The sequence below is a fragment of the Bombella pluederhausensis genome (assembly GCF_026385525.1).
Lineage (GTDB): Bacteria > Pseudomonadota > Alphaproteobacteria > Acetobacterales > Acetobacteraceae > Bombella > Bombella pluederhausensis.
Genome location: NZ_JANIDY010000004.1, coordinates 98,401 through 119,744, shown reverse-complemented (window position 1 = coordinate 119,744; position 21,344 = coordinate 98,401). Strand labels below are relative to the sequence as shown.

Annotated in this window: 19 protein-coding genes and 2 tRNA genes; 11 read left to right on the top strand and 10 right to left on the bottom strand. The window is 56.6% G+C overall.

The window, feature by feature from the left end; all coding sequences use genetic code 11:
• Positions 1 to 28: 28 nt before the first annotated feature.
• From NQF86_RS08235 to NQF86_RS08225, 3 genes are all read right to left on the bottom strand, one after another.
• Positions 29 to 2,176, bottom strand: a complete 2,148-nt coding sequence (locus NQF86_RS08235) for a S9 family peptidase (protein ID WP_266117158.1) — start codon at positions 2,174 to 2,176, stop codon at positions 29 to 31.
• A 53-nt stretch (positions 2,177 to 2,229) separates the two neighbouring features.
• Positions 2,230 to 2,985: an aminotransferase class IV gene (locus tag NQF86_RS08230; RefSeq protein ID WP_266117157.1), complete on the bottom strand. Its 756-nt coding sequence runs from the start codon at positions 2,983 to 2,985 to the stop codon at positions 2,230 to 2,232.
• Positions 2,986 to 3,054: 69 nt separating this feature from the next.
• Complete coding sequence (locus NQF86_RS08225) at positions 3,055 to 4,401, bottom strand: anthranilate synthase component I family protein (RefSeq protein WP_266117156.1); 1,347 nt, start codon at positions 4,399 to 4,401, stop codon at positions 3,055 to 3,057.
• Between the two features lie 129 nt (positions 4,402 to 4,530).
• Between NQF86_RS08225 and gyrA the strand changes: the two genes are divergently transcribed.
• The 9 genes from gyrA to NQF86_RS08180 all read left to right on the top strand — a co-directional run bounded on the left by gyrA (position 4,531) and on the right by NQF86_RS08180 (position 14,207).
• Complete coding sequence (gene gyrA, locus NQF86_RS08220) at positions 4,531 to 7,311, top strand: DNA gyrase subunit A (protein WP_407652894.1); 2,781 nt, start codon at positions 4,531 to 4,533, stop codon at positions 7,309 to 7,311.
• Positions 7,304 to 7,810, top strand: coding sequence for a pantetheine-phosphate adenylyltransferase (coaD, locus tag NQF86_RS08215; RefSeq protein ID WP_266117154.1), 507 nt, complete (start codon positions 7,304 to 7,306; stop codon positions 7,808 to 7,810). The genes gyrA and coaD overlap by 8 nt, the downstream gene beginning before the upstream one ends.
• A 116-nt stretch (positions 7,811 to 7,926) precedes the next feature.
• Positions 7,927 to 8,406 carry a peptidylprolyl isomerase gene (locus NQF86_RS08210; protein WP_266117215.1) on the top strand — a complete coding sequence of 160 codons (480 nt, stop codon included), beginning with the start codon at positions 7,927 to 7,929 and terminating at the stop codon, positions 8,404 to 8,406.
• Positions 8,407 to 8,547: 141 nt separating this feature from the next.
• Positions 8,548 to 8,623, top strand: a tRNA-Lys gene (locus NQF86_RS08205).
• 17 nt (positions 8,624 to 8,640) lie between these two features.
• A tRNA-Leu gene (locus NQF86_RS08200) sits at positions 8,641 to 8,727 on the top strand.
• A 475-nt stretch (positions 8,728 to 9,202) separates the two neighbouring features.
• Positions 9,203 to 11,446, top strand: coding sequence for a catalase/peroxidase HPI (gene katG / locus NQF86_RS08195; protein ID WP_266117153.1), 2,244 nt, complete (start codon positions 9,203 to 9,205; stop codon positions 11,444 to 11,446).
• An 84-nt stretch (positions 11,447 to 11,530) separates the two neighbouring features.
• Entirely contained in the window at positions 11,531 to 11,974 is a 444-nt protein-coding gene (locus NQF86_RS08190) for a pseudoazurin (RefSeq protein WP_266117152.1), read from the top strand.
• A gap of 114 nt (positions 11,975 to 12,088) precedes the next feature.
• Positions 12,089 to 12,673: a cytochrome b gene (locus NQF86_RS08185; protein WP_266117151.1), complete on the top strand. Its 585-nt coding sequence runs from the start codon at positions 12,089 to 12,091 to the stop codon at positions 12,671 to 12,673.
• A gap of 250 nt (positions 12,674 to 12,923) precedes the next feature.
• Positions 12,924 to 14,207: a cystathionine gamma-synthase family protein gene (locus NQF86_RS08180; RefSeq protein ID WP_266117150.1), complete on the top strand. Its 1,284-nt coding sequence runs from the start codon at positions 12,924 to 12,926 to the stop codon at positions 14,205 to 14,207.
• A 60-nt stretch (positions 14,208 to 14,267) separates the two neighbouring features.
• Here NQF86_RS08180 and NQF86_RS08175 read toward each other — a convergent pair whose 3' ends face one another.
• The 5 genes from NQF86_RS08175 to NQF86_RS08150 all read right to left on the bottom strand — a co-directional run bounded on the left by NQF86_RS08175 (position 14,268) and on the right by NQF86_RS08150 (position 18,806).
• A complete protein-coding gene (locus tag NQF86_RS08175) occupies positions 14,268 to 14,918 on the bottom strand; it encodes a methionine ABC transporter permease (protein WP_266117149.1) in 651 nt (216 codons plus the stop codon).
• On the bottom strand, positions 14,899 to 15,936 hold the full coding sequence (locus NQF86_RS08165) for a methionine ABC transporter ATP-binding protein (RefSeq protein ID WP_323670753.1): 1,038 nt from the start codon (positions 15,934 to 15,936) through the stop codon (positions 14,899 to 14,901). Before NQF86_RS08165 ends, NQF86_RS08175 begins: the two co-directional genes overlap by 20 nt.
• The gene (locus NQF86_RS08160; RefSeq protein ID WP_266117148.1) at positions 15,933 to 16,763 is read right to left on the bottom strand and encodes a MetQ/NlpA family ABC transporter substrate-binding protein; all 831 of its coding nucleotides are present in this window, start codon (positions 16,761 to 16,763) and stop codon (positions 15,933 to 15,935) included. The genes NQF86_RS08165 and NQF86_RS08160 overlap by 4 nt, the downstream gene beginning before the upstream one ends.
• 286 nt (positions 16,764 to 17,049) lie before the next feature.
• The gene (locus NQF86_RS08155; protein WP_266117147.1) at positions 17,050 to 17,937 is read right to left on the bottom strand and encodes an SMP-30/gluconolactonase/LRE family protein; all 888 of its coding nucleotides are present in this window, start codon (positions 17,935 to 17,937) and stop codon (positions 17,050 to 17,052) included.
• Complete coding sequence (locus NQF86_RS08150; protein ID WP_266117146.1) at positions 17,934 to 18,806, bottom strand: 3-hydroxyacyl-CoA dehydrogenase family protein; 873 nt, start codon at positions 18,804 to 18,806, stop codon at positions 17,934 to 17,936. Before NQF86_RS08150 ends, NQF86_RS08155 begins: the two co-directional genes overlap by 4 nt.
• Before the next feature lie 266 nt (positions 18,807 to 19,072).
• Between NQF86_RS08150 and NQF86_RS08145 the strand changes: the two genes are divergently transcribed.
• Complete coding sequence (locus NQF86_RS08145) at positions 19,073 to 19,489, top strand: DoxX family protein (protein WP_266117145.1); 417 nt, start codon at positions 19,073 to 19,075, stop codon at positions 19,487 to 19,489.
• Between the two features lie 74 nt (positions 19,490 to 19,563).
• Here NQF86_RS08145 and NQF86_RS08140 read toward each other — a convergent pair whose 3' ends face one another.
• Both NQF86_RS08140 and NQF86_RS08135 read right to left on the bottom strand, forming a co-directional pair.
• On the bottom strand, positions 19,564 to 20,445 hold the full coding sequence (locus tag NQF86_RS08140) for a 3-hydroxyacyl-CoA dehydrogenase family protein (protein WP_266117144.1): 882 nt from the start codon (positions 20,443 to 20,445) through the stop codon (positions 19,564 to 19,566).
• Between the two features lie 156 nt (positions 20,446 to 20,601).
• Entirely contained in the window at positions 20,602 to 20,889 is a 288-nt protein-coding gene (locus NQF86_RS08135) for a YciI family protein (protein WP_266117143.1), read from the bottom strand.
• 238 nt (positions 20,890 to 21,127) lie between these two features.
• Between NQF86_RS08135 and NQF86_RS08130 the strand changes: the two genes are divergently transcribed.
• The gene (locus tag NQF86_RS08130) at positions 21,128 to 21,292 is read left to right on the top strand and encodes a YqaE/Pmp3 family membrane protein (RefSeq protein WP_266117213.1); all 165 of its coding nucleotides are present in this window, start codon (positions 21,128 to 21,130) and stop codon (positions 21,290 to 21,292) included.
• Positions 21,293 to 21,344: the final 52 nt, after the last annotated feature.

The following is a 21,344-nucleotide window of genomic DNA, read 5'->3' as shown; positions in this document are numbered from 1 at the left end:
AAGGAGCAGGGGCTTTTCTTTTAGACGGTCAGTGCGCTGCCCGTTTCAGGCTCCAGAGGGCGAAGGCCTGCACGAGGGCAACTTCCTTCAGGCGGGCAAAACGGCCTGAAGACCCGCCATGGCCTGCCTCCATGTTGATCTGGCAGAGGAAGGGGCCACCGCGTGCTTCTTCCCGCAGGCGGGCGATCCATTTGGCAGGCTCCCAGTAGGTCACACGGGGGTCGGACAGGCCACCCATTGCCAGAATCGCCGGATAGGCTACCGGGCGGATATTGTCATAGGGGGAGTAGCTGGCGATGAGGTCATAAGCCTCCGGGTCTGTCAGCGGGTTACCCCATTCCGGCCACTCTGGCGGTGTGAGAGGCAGGGATGTGTCGGACATGGTGTTGAGCATGTCCACAAAGGGCACCTGTGCGGCAATGCCTGCAAAAAGTTCTGGCGCCATGTTGGCAATAGCGCCCATCAGCAGGCCACCGGCTGAACCGCCATGCGCCACGATGTGGCGGGCGGCGGTGTATTTCTCGGCAATCAGATGGCGGGCGCAGCTGATGAAGTCGGTGAAGCTGTTGGTCTTCTTGGTGGCTCGGCCTTCAAGGAACCAGTTCCAGCCTTTCTCACTGCCACCTCGCACATGGGCCGTAGCGTGAATCACGCCACGATCAACGAGGCTGAGGGCTGTGGTGGAGAAGCTGGCCTCCATGGAGATACCGTAAGACCCATAGCCATAGAGCAGCATGGGATTCTTTCCATTTAGCTCTGTGCCTTTCTTCATCAGGAGGGTGATGGGTATCAGAGCCCCGTCATCAGCCTGTGCGAAAAGGCGGCGTGTCTCATAGGCAGCCGGGTCATGCCCGGAGGGGACATCCCGTATCTTGCGGAGCATCTTCTCGCCGGTCTGCATGTCGTAATCATACCAATGCGCCGGTGTGGTGGGGGACTGGTAGATATAGCGCAGGACAGGCTGTTCATATTCCAGAACACCCAGCAGGCTGAGCGTATAGGCGGGCTCATCCATGCTGATATGGTGGGCATGGCGGCGGATGTCGCCCTTGTCAGCATCACTGCGGCTGAGGGTGAAGATTTCCGTATTGCCGTTGCGCCGCTCAATCCATGCCAGATGGTCCCTTCCAGCGCTGACACCAAGCAGGAAGTGCCCATCCTCATGGGGCAGGAATTCCTGCCAGTGGGCACGGTCTGGCGTGGCTTCTGGGGCGGTCATCAGTTTGAAGTCGATGGCCCCGCCTGCATTGGTCAGGATGATGAAGCGGTCATGCCAGTGGGTCAGGCTATAGCGTTCGCCCCGTACCAGTGGTGCCGCCACCCTGGGCATGGCTGTCGGGTCAGCAGCGGGGATGAGCAGGGTCTCGTTCGTGTCATGATCGCCCCGTTCAATGGCGATCCATTTCCGGGAGGCGCTGACGCCAATGCTGAGGAAGAAGCCGGGGTCTGTCTCATCGAAGATGAGCGTGTCCTCACCTCCCAGAAGCGGGCGGCGGTAGATGCGGGAGGGACGGCCATGATCGTCCCGGTAAATCCAGAAAAGATACTGGCTGTCCGGTGAGAGGGTGAAGCTGCCCGTGCTGCTTTCCACGGTGGGGGCGCAGAGCGTACCCGTGGAGAGGTCCTTGACCTGAATCCGGTACACTTCCGAACCCTGCACGTCTTCAGCATAGACGTAATAGCGGTGGTCTTCTGTATGGGCGGCCTGAGCGAGGCTGTAGAAGCTGTGCTGGGCAGCAAGCTCGTTCACGTTCAGGAGGATTTCTTCCGGCCCATCGGCCTCGTTGGTACCGGCCTTGCGGGGACGGCGGACATGGAGCGGATACTGGGCGTCCTTCTCGTAGCGCAGGCTGTAGAGCCACGGGCCACTCGGCAGGGGAACGGATTCTTCTGCTGGTGGGATGCGGCCAACCATCTCTTTAAAGAGTTCTTCCTGAAGCGGCACCGTTTCGGCCAGTACGGCATCCGTATAGGCATTTTCCTGCTTCAGGTGGCTGCGGATGTCGTCACGCAGGACAGAAGGATCACGCAGGACTTTCTGCCAGTTTTCATCCTTCATCCATGCATAGGCATCTGTGCGGGTACGGCCAAGCTGTTCCAGAACGATGGGATTGCGCCGGGCCACGGGGGCCTTGGGCAGAGCGGGGGCGATGGGGGTGTGTTTATCAGAAGTCATGAAAGGAGATGTGGCGGTTGGTCTGGGGGGATTCAATGGTTCAGATGGTGGCGTCACGGGCTGTCATACAGAAAATCCCGCAGGCGGGCCGTCAGTTCTGGCTGGGGGGACATGTCTTGCGCTCCTATGGCCGTGACGGGTGTCAGGCTCAGGGCCGTGACGAGCCATGCCCCCTGAAGATGGGGAATGTCGGTTTCTGTCAGGGTGTGTTCTGTACAGAGTCCGGCTTCCAGCAGGCGGGCACGGGAGATACCGGGCAGAATCCCGGCAGAAAGGGGCGGCGTGACAATCTGCCCATCCATCAGGGCCAGAAAGCTGGCAGCGGTGGCCTCGGCAATCTCGCCTTCATGGGTCAGCCAGAGGGCGTCATCGGCTCCCTGTTCCTGTGCTTCCATGCGGGCAAGGATGGCGGGCAGGGCGTTGAGAGACTTCACCCGGTTCAGCACGGCCTGCCGGTCCCGCCTCTGTGCGCTTATGTGCAGGCGGACAGGGTGAGGAGCATGGCCGGGTGAAGGGGCTGTGGTGATGAGCAGCGTGGTGTGGGGTGTGGCGGGCGGTGTCAGTCCCCGTGGGCCGGGGCCCCGTGTGAGAGTCAGGCGGACGGAGCCATCCGTCAGGCTGTTGGCGGCGGCCAGACGGCCCAGAGCGGCATGAATCATGTTCCGGTCAGGGGATGGCAGGTGCAGGATGCGGCAGCCTTCTTCCAGCCGGGAAAGATGGTTTGCCAGAAAGGGTACCGTCCCGTTGCGGAGCTGCATGGTCTCAAAAAGCCCATCACCCAGCAGGAGGCCCCGGTCCTGTGCCGTCACGATGGGCCTGTCTGCCAGGAGAAGATCATCATTAAACCAGAGGAAAGGGCATGGCGATGATGTCATGATTTAGTGTCCGTAACGGTGCAGCACGTCCAGTAGTGGAGCGGCTTTGAGGCACATTTCATCATATTCCCGTTCCGGGTGGGATGGATAGGTGATGCCGCCGCCAGCGCCTACCCGCAGATAATGTGATGTTGCGCTGATGCTGCGGATGATGACGGCGCTGTCGAGCGCTCCATCCCAGCCCAGCCGGAACAGCGTTCCGCAATAGGCCCCTCTGGCGGAGGTCTCGACCTCATCAATGATTTCCATCGCCCGGTATTTCGGGGCGCCTGTGACAGAGCCGGGGGGGATGGTGGCGGCCAGCAGGTCGGCAGCATCATATCCAGCCTGTAGCTGCCCTGTGATGCTGGAGACGAGATGATGAACATGAGCAAAACGCTCCACAGCAAAAAGCTGAGGAACCTCCACGCTGCCCAGCTGGCAGACCCGCCCGATATCGTGGCGCATCAGGTCGGTAATCATCAGATTCTCGGCCAGTTCTTTCTCATCATGACGGAGGGCGTCTTTTAGGGCGTCATTTTTCTGGGGATCGGGGCTGATGGGGCAAGTGCCTTTGATAGGGCGTGTCTCGATCTGACCCTGACGGTTCAGCGACAGGAATCGCTCAACCGAGGCACTGAGGAGTGTGAAGTCCGGTGTATGAAACCATGCCCCGAAAGGCGCCGGGCAGGTCGTGCGGAGTTGTTCATACAGGTCGTGCAGGTCCAGCCCTTCGGGGCGGGTGGCAACCCAACGCATGGTCAGGTTGGCCTGAAAGATGTCTCCGGCTGCAATGTAATCCCGTACGGTCTGTACGGCGGCCTGCCATGTTGTGGCGTCCTGTTCTGCCACGGGTGTGATGCGGAGCTGGGGGGCTGCTGAAGGTGCGGTAGTGGGAGGCAAATCTGGCGCTGGAAGCCCATCAGCACTGGCCCACCAGAGCCTTCGCTCCAGCCTGTCGAAAATGAACAGGTCCCGACAGGCTAGAGCGTTGAAGGCAGGGCAGTCTGTCTCGTGGCGGGACGTGAGTCCTTCACGAGCCATGCCGGCTTCATAGCTGAGCAAACCGATCACGCCACCGACAAAGGGCAGGTTGGGAAAGGGAGTGGAAGGTCCGTTTACTGGCGTATGGTCTGCCAGAAATTGCCGCAGATGCTGGGGGAAAAGATGCATCTTCGCCAGGGGGAGGATCAGCTGCCCGGCAGGACGTGGGCAGAGGAAGCTCCAGCGGTGCCGGTCCTGTTCTGCTGGCCCGCCACTATCAAGAAAGACGGAGTTGTCTTCATCCCGGCAGAGGGGAAAGAGCTGCTCTGGGGGCTGCCATGGCAGTTCAGTGACGTAAGGTGCGGAAGGGAGGGCGGGCAGGAACAAACTAGGCACCTGATGCAGAATAGGTTATGCTGAAACACTAACCATTTATAGAAAACGGGTGGACCTGTCTTGAGCGAGCCGCACGATATTTTGCCTTCCGACCGCCTCCCGGTGACGATTGAGGAGGAAATGCGTTCCTCCTATCTGGCCTATGCGATGTCGGTGATCGTTTCCCGTGCGCTGCCAGATGTGCGTGATGGCCTCAAGCCCGTGCATCGGCGTATCCTGTACGCCATGCGGGAGAGCGGCTTTACGGCGGATAAGCCCTACCGCAAATCGGCTCGTGCAGTCGGTGACGTGATGGGTAAATATCACCCGCACGGCGACAGTTCCATCTATGACGCTATGGTCCGCATGGCGCAGTCGTGGTCCATGCGTGTGCGGCTGGTGGATGGTCAGGGTAACTTTGGGTCCGTGGATGGCGATAGTCCGGCGGCCATGCGTTACACCGAGGCCCGGCTGGCGAAGTCCTCCTCTTTTCTGCTGGATGATATTGACCGGGATACGGTTGCCTTCCAGCCTAATTATGATGAAAGCGAGCAGGAGCCGCAGGTTCTTCCGGCGGCTTTCCCCAATCTTCTGGTCAATGGGGCGTCTGGTATTGCGGTGGGTATGGCCACCAACATTCCGCCCCATAATCCGGGTGAGGTGATTGACGCCGTTCTGGCCCTGATTGCCAATCCGGACATGACGCTGGAAGAATTGATGCAGATCGTCCCGGGGCCGGACTTCCCGACCGGGGGGATCATCATGGGGCGCCGGGGCATCCGGCAGGCTTATGAGACGGGCCGTGGCTCCATCCCTGTCCGTGCCCGTGCCGAGATTGAGGAAATCCGCAAGGACCGCTTCGCCATCGTGGTGACGGAGATTCCGTATCAGGTCAACAAGGCCACGCTTCAGGAGAAGATTGCCGATCTCGTCCGTTCCAAGGACATTGAAGGCATTTCCGATATCCGGGACGAAAGTGACCGTTCCGGTATGCGGGTGGTGATCGAGCTGAAGCGTGACGCCACGCCGGAAGTGGTGCTGAACCAGCTTTACCGTTTTACCCAGCTTCAGACGAGTTTCAGCGTCAACATGCTGGCGCTGGATGAAGGCCGCCCCCGCACGATGGGGCTGCGGGATGTGCTGGATGCCTTCATCCGCTTCCGTGAGGATGTGATTCTTCGCCGTGCCCGGTTTGACCTGAATAAGGCGAGAGACCGGGGGCATCTGCTGGTTGGTCTGGTGCTGGCTGTCGCCAATATTGATGAGGTCATTGCCCTCATCCGTTCTGCCCCGGATGCTGCCACGGCCCGTGAACAGCTCATGACCCGCACATGGCCTGCTGCTGATGTGGAGCCGCTGCTGGAGCTGATCCATGACGAAGGTAATGTGATTGTTGATGGCCGTGTCCATCTGACAGAAGCCCAAGCCCGTGGCATTCTGGAGCTGCGTCTTCAGCGTCTGACGGGTCTGGAACGTGAGAAGATTCAGGCAGAGCTGGCAGAAGTCAGCGCCCGTATCACCGAGCTTCTGGAGATCATCGGCAGCCATGTACGCCGCATGGAGGTCATGCGGGAAGAACTTCAGGCTGCCCGTGAGGCTCTGGCCGATCCACGTTGTACGGAAATCTCCGATGCGCTGGGCGATCAGTCTGATGAAAGCCTGATTGAGCCGGGGCAGATGGTGGTGACCATCACACGGGACGGCTTCATCAAGCGGACACCGCTGGAGCTGTTCCGCTCGCAGAATCGTGGTGGCCGTGGCCGTACGGCAGCGGGGCGGCGTGGGGATGATATCGTCATCCGCAGCTTCAATGCCCATACGCATCAATGGGTGCTGTTCTTCTCCTCTGGTGGGAAAGCCTACCGTATGAAGGTCTGGCACCTGCCGGAAGCTGCTCCGACAGCCAAGGGGCGGGCGCTGGTCAACCTGCTGCCAGAGCTTGGTGAAGACACCATCACCGCTGTTCTGCCCCTGCCGCAGGATGAAGATTTGTGGGAAGACCTGCATCTCGTCTTCGCCACGGCAAGCGGTAACGTGCGGCGTAACCGTCTGAGCGATTTCCGTAATATCCGGTCTTCCGGCCTGATTGCCATGAAGCTGGATGAGAATGACCTTCTGATTGGCGTGGCAACGTGCCGTGAGGGGCAGGATGTGTTCCTTGCCACCCGCAATGCCCGGGCCATTCGTTTCCAGATCACGGATGATGTGCTGCGTGTCTTTGCAGGGCGTGGCAGCACGGGCGTGCGGGGTATCCGCCTTGCTGAAGGCGACCGTGTTGTGTCCCTTGCCGTGCTGAACCATGTTGAAGCCAATGTTGAGGAACGGGCGGCTTACCTGCGTGCTGCCAATGCGCACCGCCGCGTCCTTGCCGCTCAGCCCGGTGATGAAGGGCTTGAGGAGGAACTCGAGGATGGCAGCGAGCTGGCTTCTGATGAGGAAGGGCTGGAGGAGATTCTGGCCGACAGCCCGCTGAGTGAGGAACGCTATGCCGAGCTTGAAGCGCAGGAGCAGCTTCTTCTGACCGTAACGGATACGGGCTTTGGGCGGCGCTCCTCGGCCTATGATTACCGTGTCTCTGGCCGTGGTGGGCAGGGCATTAACAACATGACCTTCTCCAATGCCCGCCGTGGCCGTGAGGTCGTGGGCACTCTGGTGACGCTGGATGGAACGGATGTGATGATGGTGACCGATACGGGCCGCCTCATCCGTCTGCCAGTGGAGCAGGTGCGTGTGATGTCTCGTCAGGCGGGGGGGGTGACGCTGTTCCGTGTGGATGGTGATGAGCGCATCATCAGCGTCTTCCCTGTGATGGAAGATGATGCAGAGACGGAAGACGGTGCGGAGGCCGAGACCACCGCCAGCACGGAAAGCGGAGAGGCTGCACCTGCCCCTTCAGCGAATGGTGACAAGGCGGATGATTGACCGGCGCATCGGTTTCTATCCCGGTACGTTCGACCCGGTCACATTCGGTCATCTGGATGTGATCGACCGGGCGGCGGCCCTGTTCGATCATGTCGTGGTCGGGGTGGCGATCAACGATGCCAAGGGGCCGCTGCTGGGGTTTGAGGAGCGGCGGGAACTGCTGGAGCAGGAAGTTGCCACGCTCCCCCATAAGGATCGTATTTCCGTCACCGGGTTTGATACGTTGCTGGTGGATGCCGTAAGGCAGGCCGGGGCAGGGACGGTGATCCGGGGGCTGCGTTCTGCCGGTGATTTCGATTTCGAGACCCAGCTTTCCGGGGCGTTGCGGCGTCTGGCCCCGGAGATTGAAACGGTTTTCCTTCTGGCTTCCGAAAGCCACCGCACGACCGCCAGCCGGATCGTGAAGGAAATTGCCCGTCTTGGGGGGGATATTTCCCCGTTCGTCAGCCCGATGACGGCCCGTCTCGTACGGGCAAAACTGACAGGAGAACAGACATGAGACGGCGGCATTTTATTGCTGGTCTTGCGGCAGTTTCTGCCATGACCAGCGGAACCCTGACACAGGCACGGGCCAGTGAGCAGGATGGTAACGATCAGCTCAAGGAGAGCACGACAATGACAGGTACAACAACAGGCAAGAAGCTGGTTCTGGAACTGAAGGATGGCAAGGTGGTCATTCTCCTGCGTCCTGATCTGGCTCCCAAGGCTGTTGAGCGTCTGGAGACGCTGGCCAATGAGGGCTTCTATAATGGTGTGAAGTTCCATCGTGTGATCGAGGGCTTCATGGCACAGAGCGGTGACCCGACCGGCACAGGCACAGGTGGTAGCTCTTACCCGGACCTGCCTGCCGAGTTCAGCCAGACGGCTACATTTGACCGTGGCACGCTGGGTATGGCCCGTACGATGGACCCGAACTCTGCCAACAGCCAGTTCTTCATCATGTTCGACCGTGTGCCGTCACTGGATGGCCAGTACACCATTGCCGGTCAGGTGATCGAGGGCATGGAGCATGTGGACAAGATCAAGCGTGGCTCTGGTGCTTCCGGTATGGTTCAGAATCCGGATCACATCATCAAGGCTTATATCGAGGACTGACATAATTGTCTGAAACTCGATGATTCTTTACCTGTGCGGGGTTTCTGCTCCGTGCAGGTAAAGAAAATCGTAAGGAAGGCGTTTTCTCCCCCGGTCGGGGTTGACGCTCCCCCGGTGAGCGGGTAGATAGCCTCATCAAGTGAACCGGTAGCTCAGTTGGTAGAGCATTCGACTTTTAATCGAATGGTCCTGGGTTCGAGTCCCAGCCGGTTCACCATACTCGTAAGAGTGTGTGCCCAGATGGCGGAATTGGTAGACGCGCAGGCTTCAGGTGCCTGTGTCCGCAAGGACGTGGAAGTTCGAGTCTTCTTCTGGGCACCAACATTTTTCCCGAAAAGCTAATAAGTTACTTCAGAACGACATATCGTTACTTTCTGGTACTGTTTTTTTAGGTAAATATTTAACAGGCTGTTGCGGGGTTATCTCTTTATTCCGAGAGATTGAGCTGTGGCTTTCATGCTAAAAGGCAGTTCTGGGGAAGGTTTCCTGTAGGCCGTGTGTGAAAAACGTGGCTGGAAAAAGCCATAAAATGGGAAAAAGCGGCTTTTTTGCAGATTATATACTAATTTTTCTTGTGTATATATTAACCCTCATATATAAAGAGGGGTCATTCTGAAAAGAAATGACCTATAAGAGTTATTAAAAATAACGATTTACTTGTTCTGCCCCCCATCGATAATATAAATCCTGCGATGTGTAGTAGTGGCGTGTGGTACGGTTCTGATCAGATCGTGCTTGGCTCGTTGTTGCTATGCAATCTGTCGAGATCTTATCCATGAATAGGGAACTGATCAGGATGAAATTGAAGAATTTCGGGGCAGCTCTGCTGATTGCCAGCACGACCCTGACATCTTTCGCCTCTGCTGCTTTTGCAGCCGATGTTCCGAGCCCGAACCAGTACTACTGGCCGAAGGGCATGAATCTGGCCAAGCTGCGCGCTCATGACTCTGAGTCTGATCCGTACGGTGCAGATTATTACACGAACTATCACAAGAAGTTCGAACAGCTGAACCTTCAGGAAGTCCGCAAGGACATCGAGAAGGTCATGCTGACCTCTCAGCCCTGGTGGCCGGCTGACTACGGCAACTATGGTCCGTTCTTCATCCGTATGGCATGGCACAATGCCGGTACATACCGTGCCATTGACGGTCGTGGTGGTGAAGAAGGTGCTCAGCAGCGCTTCGCTCAGCTGAATGACTGGCCGGATAACGCCAGCCTCGATAAGGCCAAGCGTCTTCTGTGGCCCGTCAAGAAGAAGTACGGTGAGAAGCTCTCCTGGGGTGACCTTATCGTCCTGACAGGTGACGTTGCTCTGAACCAGATGGGCTTCAAGACCCTCGGTTTCGTTGGTGGCCGTCCGGATGACTGGCAGTCCGAGCTGATCTACTGGGGTCCGGGCACCACGTTCTTCCCGAACAAGGGCTCCTTCCAGGTTGGTCAGGGCGGCTCCCTGAAGCACCCGCTGGCTGCTACCCACATGGGTCTGATCTATGTGAACCCGGAAGGGCCGAACGGCGATCCTGATCCTGCTAAGTCTGCTCAGATGATCCGTCTGGCATTCGGTCGTATGGCCATGAATGACGAGGAAACTGTGGCGCTGATCGCCGGTGGTCATACCTTCGGTAAGGCTCACGGTGCTCATCCGAACTCCTGCCTGAGTGGTCCGCCGGTTGCTAACGGTGTGGAACAGCAGGGTCTGGGCTGGGTCAACCACTGCATCAAGGGTAAGCAGACGGCTGACGATGCTTCCACCAGTGGTCTGGAAGGCTCCTGGTCTGCTGATCCGATCCACTTCACCACGCAGTACATTGACAACCTGCTGAACAATGACTGGGTGCTGGGCACAAGCCCGACAGGTGCTCATCAGTGGCACACCAAGACGGACGACAAGATTGCTCCGGATCCGGCAAACCCGAACGATCCGTCCAAGATGCGTCCGATCATGATGTTCACAACGGACATCGCCCTGAAGACCGATCCGGTCTACCACAAGATCCTTGCCCGTTGGGCTGAGCATCCGAACGAGTTCGCTGATGCCTTCGCTCGTGCATGGTTCAAGCTGGTTGTCCGCGACATGGGTCCGAAGACTCGCTACTTCGGTAGTGAAGTTCCGAAGGAAACATTCGTGTGGCAGGATCCGGTCAACATGCCGGCCAAGCCGATTGGTCAGGGTGAAGTGCGTGAGCTGAAGAAGCTGATCGCCGCTTCCGGTCTGTCCGATCGTGAGCTGATCAAGACAGCATGGGCTGCTGCATCCTCTCATCGTGTGACCGACCACCGCGGTGGTGCTAACGGTGGCCGTCTGGCTCTGATGCCGCAGAATGGCTGGGCCGTGAACGACCCGCAGGAACTGCAGACAATCCTGCCGAAGCTGCAGCAGGTCCGTGACAAGTTCAACAGCACCCACAAGGCCCGCACAGTGTCTCTGGCTGACGTCATCGTCCTCGGCGGTAGCGTTGGTATCGAAGATGCTGCCAAGAAGGCTGGTGTGAAGATTCAGGTGCCGTTTGCTCCGGGCCGTGGCGATGCCACTCAGGAACAGACAGACGTCAACTCCTTCAACCTGCTGGAGCCGACAGCTGACGCCTTCCGTAACTACTATCGTGCAGATGCGGACAACACACCGCCTCTGAACGCTATGGTGGACAAGGCTGACACGCTGGGTCTGACCATCCCTGAGATGACAGTCCTGCTGGGTGGTCTGCGTACTCTGGATGTCAACAGCGGTCACTCTGCAGCCGGTGTGCTGACGAAGAATCCGGGTGTGCTGAGCACGGACTTCTTCACCAACGTGCTGACAATGGACACACGCTGGCAGAAGGTTCCGGGTCATGAAGACCTCTATGAGGGCTTCGACCGCGCGACAGGCCAGAAGCTGTGGACAGCCACAGATGTTGACCTGGTCTTCGGTGCTAACCCAGAGCTGCGTGCCGTTGCTGAGGTTTATGCTTCTGACGATGCCAAGGAGAAGTTCTACAACGACTTCGTGAAGGCTTGGACGAAGGTGATGAACCTCGATCGCTTCGATCTGCAGCGCTAAGGTCTGACTTTTCTGTAAAGGAAAATCAGAACAACATTCCGCCGGGGCTCGTCCCCGGCGGTTTGGTAAGAAGTGGAGGATAGTATGTTGAAATTTGCTGGTGGTGCCCTCGCCCTGTTCATGGCAACAGCCTTTTCCGCCACGGCGGCTACGGTTGATGTCCAGATGCTCAGCCATGGCAGCCATGGTTTTTCTTTCGAGCCGGCCGTCGTTTATATTCATTCCGGTGATAGCGTGCATTTTATCCCAACGGATAAAGGGCATAATGCACAGTCCGTTCCTGGTATGACGCCTGATGGTGCCGATCCCATCAACGTGCCTTTCAGTCAGGAAAAGACCATCCAGTTCACCAAGCCGGGCCTGTATGGGTATAAATGCCTGCCGCATTTTGCTCTGGGCATGGTAGGGCTGATTGTTGTCGATAATGCCAACAATGAGGCTCAGGCACGCAAGGCTCCCATGTATGGGGCTGCCAAGCGGCGCTTCAATGAGCTGTTTCAGGAAGTGGACAGCAAGAACGGCAAGTAAGAGAGTTCTGGCCTGAGGGCTAGAGACTGCTTATTGTTAGGTCGGCCCTTTTCTCCGTCTCATGATGAGCGGAGGGGCCGATTTTTTTTATTCCATGACCCATGGAGACAAAGCGTGTCAGAGAAAGTGAAAACGATGACTGGCGAGCCAGCACGGTACAATGCCGTGGCCATCCTCCTGCATTGGGTGATTGCACTGCTGGTCCTCTTTATGATCGGCCTGGGCCTGTATATGGATCATGTTCCTGTCAATGATCCGACTCCATTGCATCAGCTTCACAAGTCTGTCGGCATTGTGACCATGCTGTTGATCGTGGTGCGTGTTCTCTGGCGTCTGACGCACAAGGCTCCGGCCTTGCCGAAGGATATGCCAGCGGCTCAGCGTATGGTGGCTGGTGGGATGGAGGGGCTCCTCTATCTGTATCAGATTTTCCTGCCTGTAACGGGCTGGCTGATGGTCTCTGCTATGGCTATGCCGATCGTACTGTTTGGTCTGGTATCATGGCCGTTGATCCCGCTGCCACAGAGTGTGATGGATAGTGGTACGCTGGCCGAGATTATGCCGGAGATTCATAATTGGCTTGCATGGACCTTCGGTGGTTTTATTGCCCTGCATGTGCTGGCAGCCCTTTATCATCGTTTCATCCGGAAAGATCAGGTGGTGCAGCGTATTCTGCCCCGTCATGGTTCTGAGCACTGACGTGTGAACAGCACCTTCATGATTGGGCATGAGGGTGCTTTCCGGGGTAGGGCGGTTTGCTCATATTTCTTTATCCCTTCAGGGGGATGTGGTATCAATCGGCGAAAATAAGCAGGATATAAGGGTGAAAGCATATCCTTTTCCTGCTTTCCAGGCCGGTTGCTGTGGTGCTGGATGGGGCACCATCTGGTAGTCATGAAGCTGGGTGGTGGATCGCATACAGGCTAGGTACCCGCTGAAGGAAATCCCAATGGCGTCAGATCACAAGAAGACCCATATCGGCAGCCATAAGCTGCATCCCGACACACAGATGTTGAATTACGGCTATGACCCTGCCCTTTCGGAAGGGGCTGTAAAGCCGCCTGTGTTCCTGACCTCAACCTTTGTCTTTCCCACGGCAGAAGATGGCCGTGATTTTTTTGACTATGTGTCAGGCCGGAAAGAACCGCCAGAAGGCAAAGGGCAGGGGCTGGTTTATTCCCGCTTCAATCACCCTAATAGTGAGATCGTGGAAGACCGTCTGGCGATCTATGAGGATACGGAACGGGGTGTTCTGTTCTCATCTGGTATGTCGGCTATTGCGACCACGTTGTTGGCCTATGCCCGCCCCGGTGATGTGATTCTGCATTCCCAGCCGCTTTATGGTGGTACGGAGACGCTGCTGACCAAAACGATGGCCTCATTTGGTATCAAGTCCGTGGGGCTGGGAAGCTGCGGTGTGGATGAGGCCATTATGCGGAAGGCTGCAGAACAGGCCGTTGCAGAGGGCCGTGTGTCCCTGATCCTGATTGAGACTCCTGCCAATCCGACCAATGGGCTGGTTGATCTGGGACTGGTGCGCCGTATTGCTGAAGAAATTGACGCTAAGCAGGGCAGCCGCCCTGTCATTGCCTGTGACAATACATTGCTTGGCCCGCTCTATCAGCATCCGCTGAAACATGGGGCTGATCTTTCTCTCTATTCCCTGACCAAATATGTTGGCGGCCATTCTGACCTCGTGGCTGGGGCCGTGCTGGGCAGTGATGCCATGACCCGCCCGGTGCGTCAGCTCCGTGGGGCGATTGGGACTCATCTTGACCCGCATAGCTGTTGGATGTTGGGCCGGTCTCTGGAGACACTGGGGCTGCGTATGGAGCGGGCTACGCTCAATGCGCAGCGTGTGGCGGAGCTTCTGAAGGATCATCCTAAGGTCAATAAGGTGCATTTCCCGCCATTTTATGAGTCTGGTTCTGCTGAGGGTAAGGTCTATGCCCGCCAGTGCAGTGGTGCAGGCTCAACCTTCTCCTTTGATATTGAAGGGGGTGAACCCGCAGCGTTCCGTTTCCTCAATGCATTGAAGGTCATGAAGCTGGCTGTCAGTCTGGGGGGAACCGAGTCTTTAGCCAGTCATCCAGCTACGATGACGCATTCCGGTGTGCCGAAAGAAGTGCGGGAGCGTATTGGTGTGACGTCCTCTACCGTGCGTCTTTCCATCGGTGTGGAGCATATTGATGATCTGCTGGTGGATGTGAAACAGGCTCTGACTGCTGCCTGATATAAAAAAGCCCGTCTCTCATAAGAGGGACGGGCTTTTTCTTATACAGTGAAGAAAACGTCAGTGTTTCAGCCAGCGGGCCAGACTGTTGCCAATGACCTGCATTAGGCTGACCATGATGATGAGAACCACCACCACGCCAAACATGACCGTGGTGTTGAAGCGCTGGTAGCCATAACGGATGGCGAGGTCACCCAGCCCACCAGCCCCGATGACGCCTGCCATGGCAGAAGCCCCTACCATGGTGATGAGTGTGACTGTCACGCCTGTGACCAGCCCCGGCAGGGCCTCGGCGATCAGGACGGAGCGGATGATGGTCATGCGTGTGCCACCCATGGCCCGGACGGCATCCACAAGACCGGAATCCACTTCACGCAGGGCCATCTCCGCAATACGGGCGAAATAGGGAATCCCGGCAATGGAAAGCGGCACGATGGCGGCTTCTGTTCCCAGAGATGTTCCGGCAATGAAGCGTGTCACGGGGATGAGCAGTACCAGCAGAATGATGAAGGGCACGGCTCGGACAGCATCCACCACCATGCCCATCAGGCGGGCGGCGAATGGCAGGCGGTACAGCCCCTGCGGGCCTGTGGCGATCATAAACAGGGCCAGAGGTAGCCCCAGAATGACAGAAAGGGCCGTGGAGGCCACGACCATCTCCAGCGTCTGCCATGTGGAATGGAGAATCAGCTTAAGAATGAGAGGGGACATATCCCAGAACCTCCATGTTCTGCGCTGCCGTTTTCAGGTGGCTCAGAGCCTGTTCCGTTTTCTCTCCCTCAAGGCTGAGGATCATGTCACCGCTCAGATGCTCGCCAACGGTTGTTACGCCGCCCTGTAGCAGGGCCGTCCGTACATTGAACTGTTCATGCAGAGCGCTGAAAAGAGGTTCGCTGGCATTATCACCGCTGAGGACAAGCCGGATGATTGCCTTGTTGTGGCCTTGTTGCGGTGCGGAGGCCAGTGTCTCGGTAAGAAAAGCGGGTAAAGAGGGGCGGATGTCGGCCAGAAGCGTCTGGAGTGTCCGGTTATTCTGCCCATCCCGTAGGAAGTCCAGCAGGGTGCCGTCTTCGACAAGGCGGCCGTGATCGAGTACCAGAATTCTCTGGGCAAAACGGCGCACCACATCCATCTCATGCGTGATGAGAACGATGGTCAGCCCCAGCTTTTTGTTGATGTCAGCCAGCAGGTTGAGAATGGAGCTGGTTGATTCAGGATCCAGCGCAGAGGTGGCTTCATCACAGAGCAGTAGCGTGGGGTTGGCAGCAAGAGCACGGGCAATGCCGACACGCTGCTTCTGCCCGCCAGAAAGCTGGGACGGGTATTTTTTCTCGAAGCCCTTCAGCCCGACAAGTTCCAGCAGTTCGGCAATGCGATCGGCCTGTTCCTTGCGGGGGCATCCGGCGATCTGGAGCGGCAGGGCGATGTTGCCCGCCACGGTGCGGGATGTCAGCAGATTGAAGTGCTGAAAGACAAGGCCGATCTTGCGGCGGATGCGGACAAGCTGCCGCTCCGGCTGGGTTGTGAGGTCTACGCCATCAAGCAGGATATGGCCTTGTTGGGGGCGTTCCAGCGCACAGAGGCACCGGAGCAGGGTGGATTTCCCGGCTCCGGAGCGGCCAATAAGCCCCACAACTTCCCCCTGCTGCACAGAGAAGGAGATGTCCTGAAGGGCCGTATGCTGACCGAATGTATGGGTTACATGCTGGATATCAAGGATGGGGTTCATGACCACGCAGGCGTGACTGTACCGTGATAGATGTCCAGAATGACCTGACGGACATTCGGCTGGTGATAGCTCTCCACCAGCGGCTTGACCCAGTCGGCACTGGCGTCACTCTCATTGACGGAGATGAAGTTGACGTAAGGGTTATTCTGTAGCCCTTCGACACCGATGCGTTCCTGCTCAGTGATGCCAGCTTTGCGGGCCCAGTCCATATTGACCACGGCTGCGTCCAGATCAGGCAGGGAGCGCCCGACCACACCGGCATCCAGCTCCTCAATGGAAATCTTACGAGGGTTGTCGGTGATGTCCAGAGCCGTGGGGAACAGGCCGGAATCGGCTGGCAGGCGGATCAATCCCAGAGTTTCCAGAACATGCAGGGCACGGCCTTCATTGCTGGGGTCGTTGGGGATGCCAATGCGGGCATTCTGCGGAATATCCGCAACGGAGTGCCATTTGCGGGAATAGAGACCAATCGGCTGGAAGTAGGTGTCACCAACCGGGACGATCTTATAGCCATGAGCCTTTATCTGGGCATCAAGGAAGGGACGATGCTGGAAGGCATTGGCGTCCACATCATGCTCGGACAGGGCCTCATTGGGGGTGTTGTAGTCGGAGAACGGAATGATCTTCAGTGTCAGGCCACGCTGTGCGGCGTTCTGGCTGACAACACGCCAGATATCTTCATCCTCGCCGGACATGATGCCGATTTTCAGCGTGCGAGGGTCGGCATGAGCAAGACCGGGGAGGGTCAGGCCGAGCGTGGCGGCACTGGCTAATCCGGTTGAAAGGCTCATAAAACGACGCCGGGAAAGGGAGAAAGACCGGGACATGGTAGTACCTTTCAACATTCAGGAGTGGATCAGTACGGTATCATAAACGCTTCTACAGTCGTAGGAAAGCACCGCCAGGGTGCGCACTGCCCCATCCTGACAGGGGATGGCCGTGCGTGGGAAGTGTTTTTAGCGGGTCACTCCATTCTGTCAAGGTAAAGAGATGATGACATGAACAGTTAATGATAAAGGAATATAACGTCTCGTGAATATAAGGTCTGGCCATTATGGCCGCTCTACTGGAGATTGTCCGGTCTTGAGCGGCCATAACCTTCAGGAGGGCCGGTTAACCTTTGGGGGTGAACAGGCAAATGCCTGTTGTAGGGGCCTGTTTCGTGATGAGACGAGCCTGACCACTTTCGAGAATGACTTCCCGGATGGAACCACCCAGATCGCTGACAAAGGCGAGTGTTCCTTTATCATCAACGGCTAGTCCAATAGCTTCATTCAGCCCACGCAGGATGACTTCGTGGCTGTGAAGCCCCTGACTGTCCACACGGGCCACGTTCAGGCTGTTGCCATCTGGTGGGGCGCCACGGTCTGTCCACCAGAGCTTACCCAGAGCGTGCGAGATGTGCAGGTCAATCGGTTCAGGCAGATGGTCAGCCAGTAGCTCAATATCCGTGCGTTTGGCGGGGTCCATGCCAGCGGGCAGGTCCATCTTCATACGGAAGATGCGTCCGACTCCACCTTTCGGGGGGCCTTTCTGTGTCCAGTACAGATAGCCGCCCTCGGTATCCAGTGCGATTCCTACGCATTGGAGGGAGAGGTTTTTCAGGTCGTCTGGATAGGTGCCGGTCTGTAGCAGAACTTCCACATCGCTGCCGTCACGGCGGCACCGCATGATGCGCATGCCTTCACGGTCGCACCAGTAAAGATGGGCGCATCCCGGTGCGGAGGTTAGCTGCTTGGGCGTTACGACCAGACCATGACCAACAAGCAGCTTATGATCGCTGCCATCCAGAAGGCTTGATTCTATGGTGCCATCGGCAGCGGTGTCTTCCCTGCCCATGTTGGTCCAGTAGATGCGCCCTTCTGTGGCGTCTATCCATATGCCGTCCGGCTTGCCCCAGCCTATCTCTATGTGAGACAGGGCACGGCCCTCCCTGATGGAGAGGGCCGTGATCCGAGCGGGGGTGAGCTCAAGCGAGTAAAGACGTGTTTCCTGATTCATGATGTCTTTTCATTATAGTCGTAGAAGCCACGACCGCTTTTCACGCCCAGCCTGTTCTCAGCAATCATTTTGCGCAGCAGTGTGCGGGGGGCTTCGGGGAGTTGCGGGAAGACCTCAGCATAGTGTTCCTCAATTTGAAGGACGATGTCGAGACCAACCTGATCCATAAGCTTGAAAGGCCCGGCAGGGGTACCCTGTGTTTCGCAATAGAGGCGGTCGACTGTTTCCGGGTCGGCAATACCTTCAGCGGCAACGCAGAGGGCTTCACGTTTGATAGCTGCCCAGATGCGGTTCTCGATGAAGCCCATGCTCTCTTTTTTGACAAGATAGGGGGAAAGCCCGACCTCGTGGAAATAATGCGCCAGATTCTCCATGATGTTCTGGTCCGTAGCACCACAGGACATGAGCTCTACGGCCCTTTTCTCCGGAGGCATCATGAAGTGTGTGTTGAGAACACGGTTCTTACGTTTCACGCCGCTGACGAGCCGGCTGGACGGGAAAGAGGAGGAATTGGTTGCCAGAATGGCATCATCGGGGGCGAGCTGGTCCAGCTGGGTGAAGATGGCTGTCTTGAGGTCCAGTTTTTCTGGCAGGGCCTCAATAACAAGCCATGCATTGGTCAGGGCGTCTTCAAGTGTTGGGGAAACAGTGACGGACCCTGCTTTTCCATCCTTGGTCGTGGAGACAATAGTAGGCAGGTTTTTCTCAATATAGGCGATGGCCTTTTGGGCCGTCTGTTCCTGCCGGTCAAATATGCGGACTTCACCGCCACGCGTGGCCAGCATCAGGGCGATCCGGGAGCCCATTGTACCGGCGCCAAGGACTACGGCTGGTCGTTTTAGTGCTTTTGTCGTCAGAAAATCTTCCATGATATTTTCCCCATGAATGGGCAGGATGATTCCAGTCCCTGACTATTTCTAGGAATGATACGATAATATTTTGCTAATATTACATTTTATATCAGAATATTAATAACGAAGCCCGCCATGAGAGGATGAGGGGCAAGCAAGGGTGCTTAGCCTGTTACGCACCCCTTAAGTAAGGGAAATATTATATTTCCATCTTTACTAGCTACCTTCCGAGCGATTTGTCATATCAGTTGCTTACAAACTCGGACCAGAAAGGACCTGAATCAATGATTACCCAGTCACAGAGAGATGTGCTGCTTCTCGCTGCCCGCATGCTGCTTGCCTCCCTTTTCATCATCATGGGATGGGAAAAGATTACAGGCTTTGACATGGCAGTCGGCTATCTAAAGAGCCTTCAGGTACCCATGCCTGCCGTTGCCACTATCGTTGCCATTATTGCTGAGCTGGGCGGTGGGTTGGCCATTCTGTTTGGTGTCTTTACGACCCCGGTTGCGCTGCTTCTGGCTATCTATACGATTGTCAGCGGGGTTATTGGCCATCATTATTGGACAATGCCTGCTGGCTTCCCGGAATATGACGCCCATATTCATTTTTACAAGAATATGAGTATTGCTGGTGGGATGGTCGCCCTTGCCGTGGCAGGTGCAGGCCGCTACGCCCTGACAGGCCGTAATAACGCATGAAATGATCCGATGGTCGTATCGGATGTAATAGAAAGCCCGTCAGAACCATTCTGACGGGCTTTTTCATTTATCTATCAGGCTGTTTTGGTTGGGGTGCTGTCATAATCATAAAAGCCACGGCCTGTTTTCACGCCCAGACGATTTTCCGCAATCATCTTGCGGAGCAGCGTGCGAGGCGCTTCTGGCAGATGGGGGAAGACTTCAGCGTAATGTTCTTCAATCTGTAGAACGATATCAAGACCTACCTGATCCATAAGCCGGAATGGCCCTGTTGGTGTTCCCTGTGTCTCGCAATAAATGCGGTCGATCGTTTCCGGGTCGGAGACACCTTCTGCGGCGACACAGAGTGCTTCACGCTTGATAGCCGCCCAGATGCGGTTTTCGATGAAGCCCATGCTTTCTTTTTTCAGAATATAGGGAGACAGACCAAGCTGGCGGAAATAATGGGCCAGATTGTCCATGATGTTCTGATCCGTGCTGCCACAGGACATGATTTCTACAGCCAGCTTTTTTGGTGGCATCATGAAATGTGCATTGAGGACGCGGTTTGTGTGTTTCACATTCCCGATGATCTGGCGGGAGAGGAAGGATGATGATGTGGTGGCCAGAATGGCATCTTCAGGAGCGAGCTGGTCCAGCTGACCGAACATGTCGGTTTTCAGTTCCAGTTTTTCGGGAAGGGCCTCAATGACAAGCCACGCATCCTTTACGGCCTGTTCAAGGTCTGTGAAGGTTTCGATCGTGCCAGCCTGTCCATGTTCAATGGAGGCTACGACTGATGGCAGCGTTTCTTCCACATAGGCACGGGCCTTGAGGGCGGTTTCTTCCCGCCGGTTGAAGATGCGGACATGTCCGCCTCGTGTGGCCAGCATCAGGGCAATACGGGCGCCCATTGTGCCAGCTCCAATAACAACGGAAGGGCGATTAACAGCTTTTGTGGAGAGAAAATCTTCCATGGTAATGGCTCCTGGATAAGGTCTATCCATCGGGGACAGATGTCCAGAATAGGACAGGGCACGACCCTTGCGAGCACATAAATAAGTTAATCATTGATTATCAGCCCTGCTTTTAAGGGATGGCTTATGCAGGGCTGATAGGGATGGGGGAGGCTGTCAGGAGGCTTTTGTCAGTTCCGGGGCGAGTTGGGCTGTGCGGAACTCGGTGAAACTGTACTGCCCCACACCAGAGGTGATGAAGGGGTCTTCTGCCAGCAGGGCTTCCAGCTCTGGCTGGGTAATGCCATCACGCACGACAAGGATGCCACCGTTACCGGATGTTTTGGGACCGGAGGCAAGCAGAATGTGACGCTCGAACAATGTTGCGAGAAAAGCCCTATGTGCAGGGCGCTGGGCCTGAACATCTTCCGGGGAGGCGAGGTAGGAAACTTCGGCGATAATCATGCTGAAAATACTTTCTTCTGGTCCAGTAAGAGCATCTCCGTAAGGTCGGGAGATGGTTCATCCTTAGCAGTCTCTTTCTGAAAGAAACAACCAGTCCGGTCTGGGCTGGATGGTGGGGGAAGGAGAATAACACTTTCATAATATGGGCATTTTTTTTAAGGATGTAGGGGTGTATCCTTCCGGTCTGGAAGGACACTGTTTTTGCAGTCATTCCTGATTGCATGGAGGAATAATCATGATCCGTATTCTGATCGCTTTTTTCGTGCCTTGGCTGACCTTCTTCACAATCGGTCGTCCGATTGCGGGAATCATCTGCCTGCTGCTCCAGATCACCATTCTGGGCTGGGTGCCGGCTGCCATCTGGGCGCTGCTGGCTCTGCGCTCTTATGATGAAACCCACTGATCTTTTCAGTCAGGTGCGAAAAAACCCCCTGCCCGAAAGGACAGGGGGTTTT

What these genes read in the sequence shown, in the direction of transcription:
- NQF86_RS08140 (WP_266117144.1), bottom strand. Translation starts at nt 20,445, where the DNA reads ATGGAAGATTTTCTCTCCACAAAAGCTGTTAATCGCCCTTCCGTTGTT.
- gyrA (WP_407652894.1), top strand. Translation starts at nt 4,531, where the DNA reads ATGCGTTCCTCCTATCTGGCCTATGCGATGTCGGTGATCGTTTCCCGT.
- NQF86_RS08235 (WP_266117158.1), bottom strand. Translation starts at nt 2,176, where the DNA reads ATGACTTCTGATAAACACACCCCCATCGCCCCCGCTCTGCCCAAGGCC.
- NQF86_RS08165 (WP_323670753.1), bottom strand. Translation starts at nt 15,936, where the DNA reads ATGAACCCCATCCTTGATATCCAGCATGTAACCCATACATTCGGTCAG.
- NQF86_RS08175 (WP_266117149.1), bottom strand. Translation starts at nt 14,918, where the DNA reads ATGTCCCCTCTCATTCTTAAGCTGATTCTCCATTCCACATGGCAGACG.
- NQF86_RS08135 (WP_266117143.1), bottom strand. Translation starts at nt 20,889, where the DNA reads ATGATTATCGCCGAAGTTTCCTACCTCGCCTCCCCGGAAGATGTTCAG.
- coaD (WP_266117154.1), top strand. Translation starts at nt 7,304, where the DNA reads ATGATTGACCGGCGCATCGGTTTCTATCCCGGTACGTTCGACCCGGTC.
- NQF86_RS08210 (WP_266117215.1), top strand. Translation starts at nt 7,927, where the DNA reads ATGACAGGTACAACAACAGGCAAGAAGCTGGTTCTGGAACTGAAGGAT.
- NQF86_RS08145 (WP_266117145.1), top strand. Translation starts at nt 19,073, where the DNA reads ATGATTACCCAGTCACAGAGAGATGTGCTGCTTCTCGCTGCCCGCATG.
- NQF86_RS08150 (WP_266117146.1), bottom strand. Translation starts at nt 18,806, where the DNA reads ATGGAAGATTTTCTGACGACAAAAGCACTAAAACGACCAGCCGTAGTC.
- NQF86_RS08180 (WP_266117150.1), top strand. Translation starts at nt 12,924, where the DNA reads ATGGCGTCAGATCACAAGAAGACCCATATCGGCAGCCATAAGCTGCAT.
- NQF86_RS08160 (WP_266117148.1), bottom strand. Translation starts at nt 16,763, where the DNA reads ATGTCCCGGTCTTTCTCCCTTTCCCGGCGTCGTTTTATGAGCCTTTCA.
- katG (WP_266117153.1), top strand. Translation starts at nt 9,203, where the DNA reads ATGAAATTGAAGAATTTCGGGGCAGCTCTGCTGATTGCCAGCACGACC.
- NQF86_RS08155 (WP_266117147.1), bottom strand. Translation starts at nt 17,937, where the DNA reads ATGAATCAGGAAACACGTCTTTACTCGCTTGAGCTCACCCCCGCTCGG.
- NQF86_RS08190 (WP_266117152.1), top strand. Translation starts at nt 11,531, where the DNA reads ATGTTGAAATTTGCTGGTGGTGCCCTCGCCCTGTTCATGGCAACAGCC.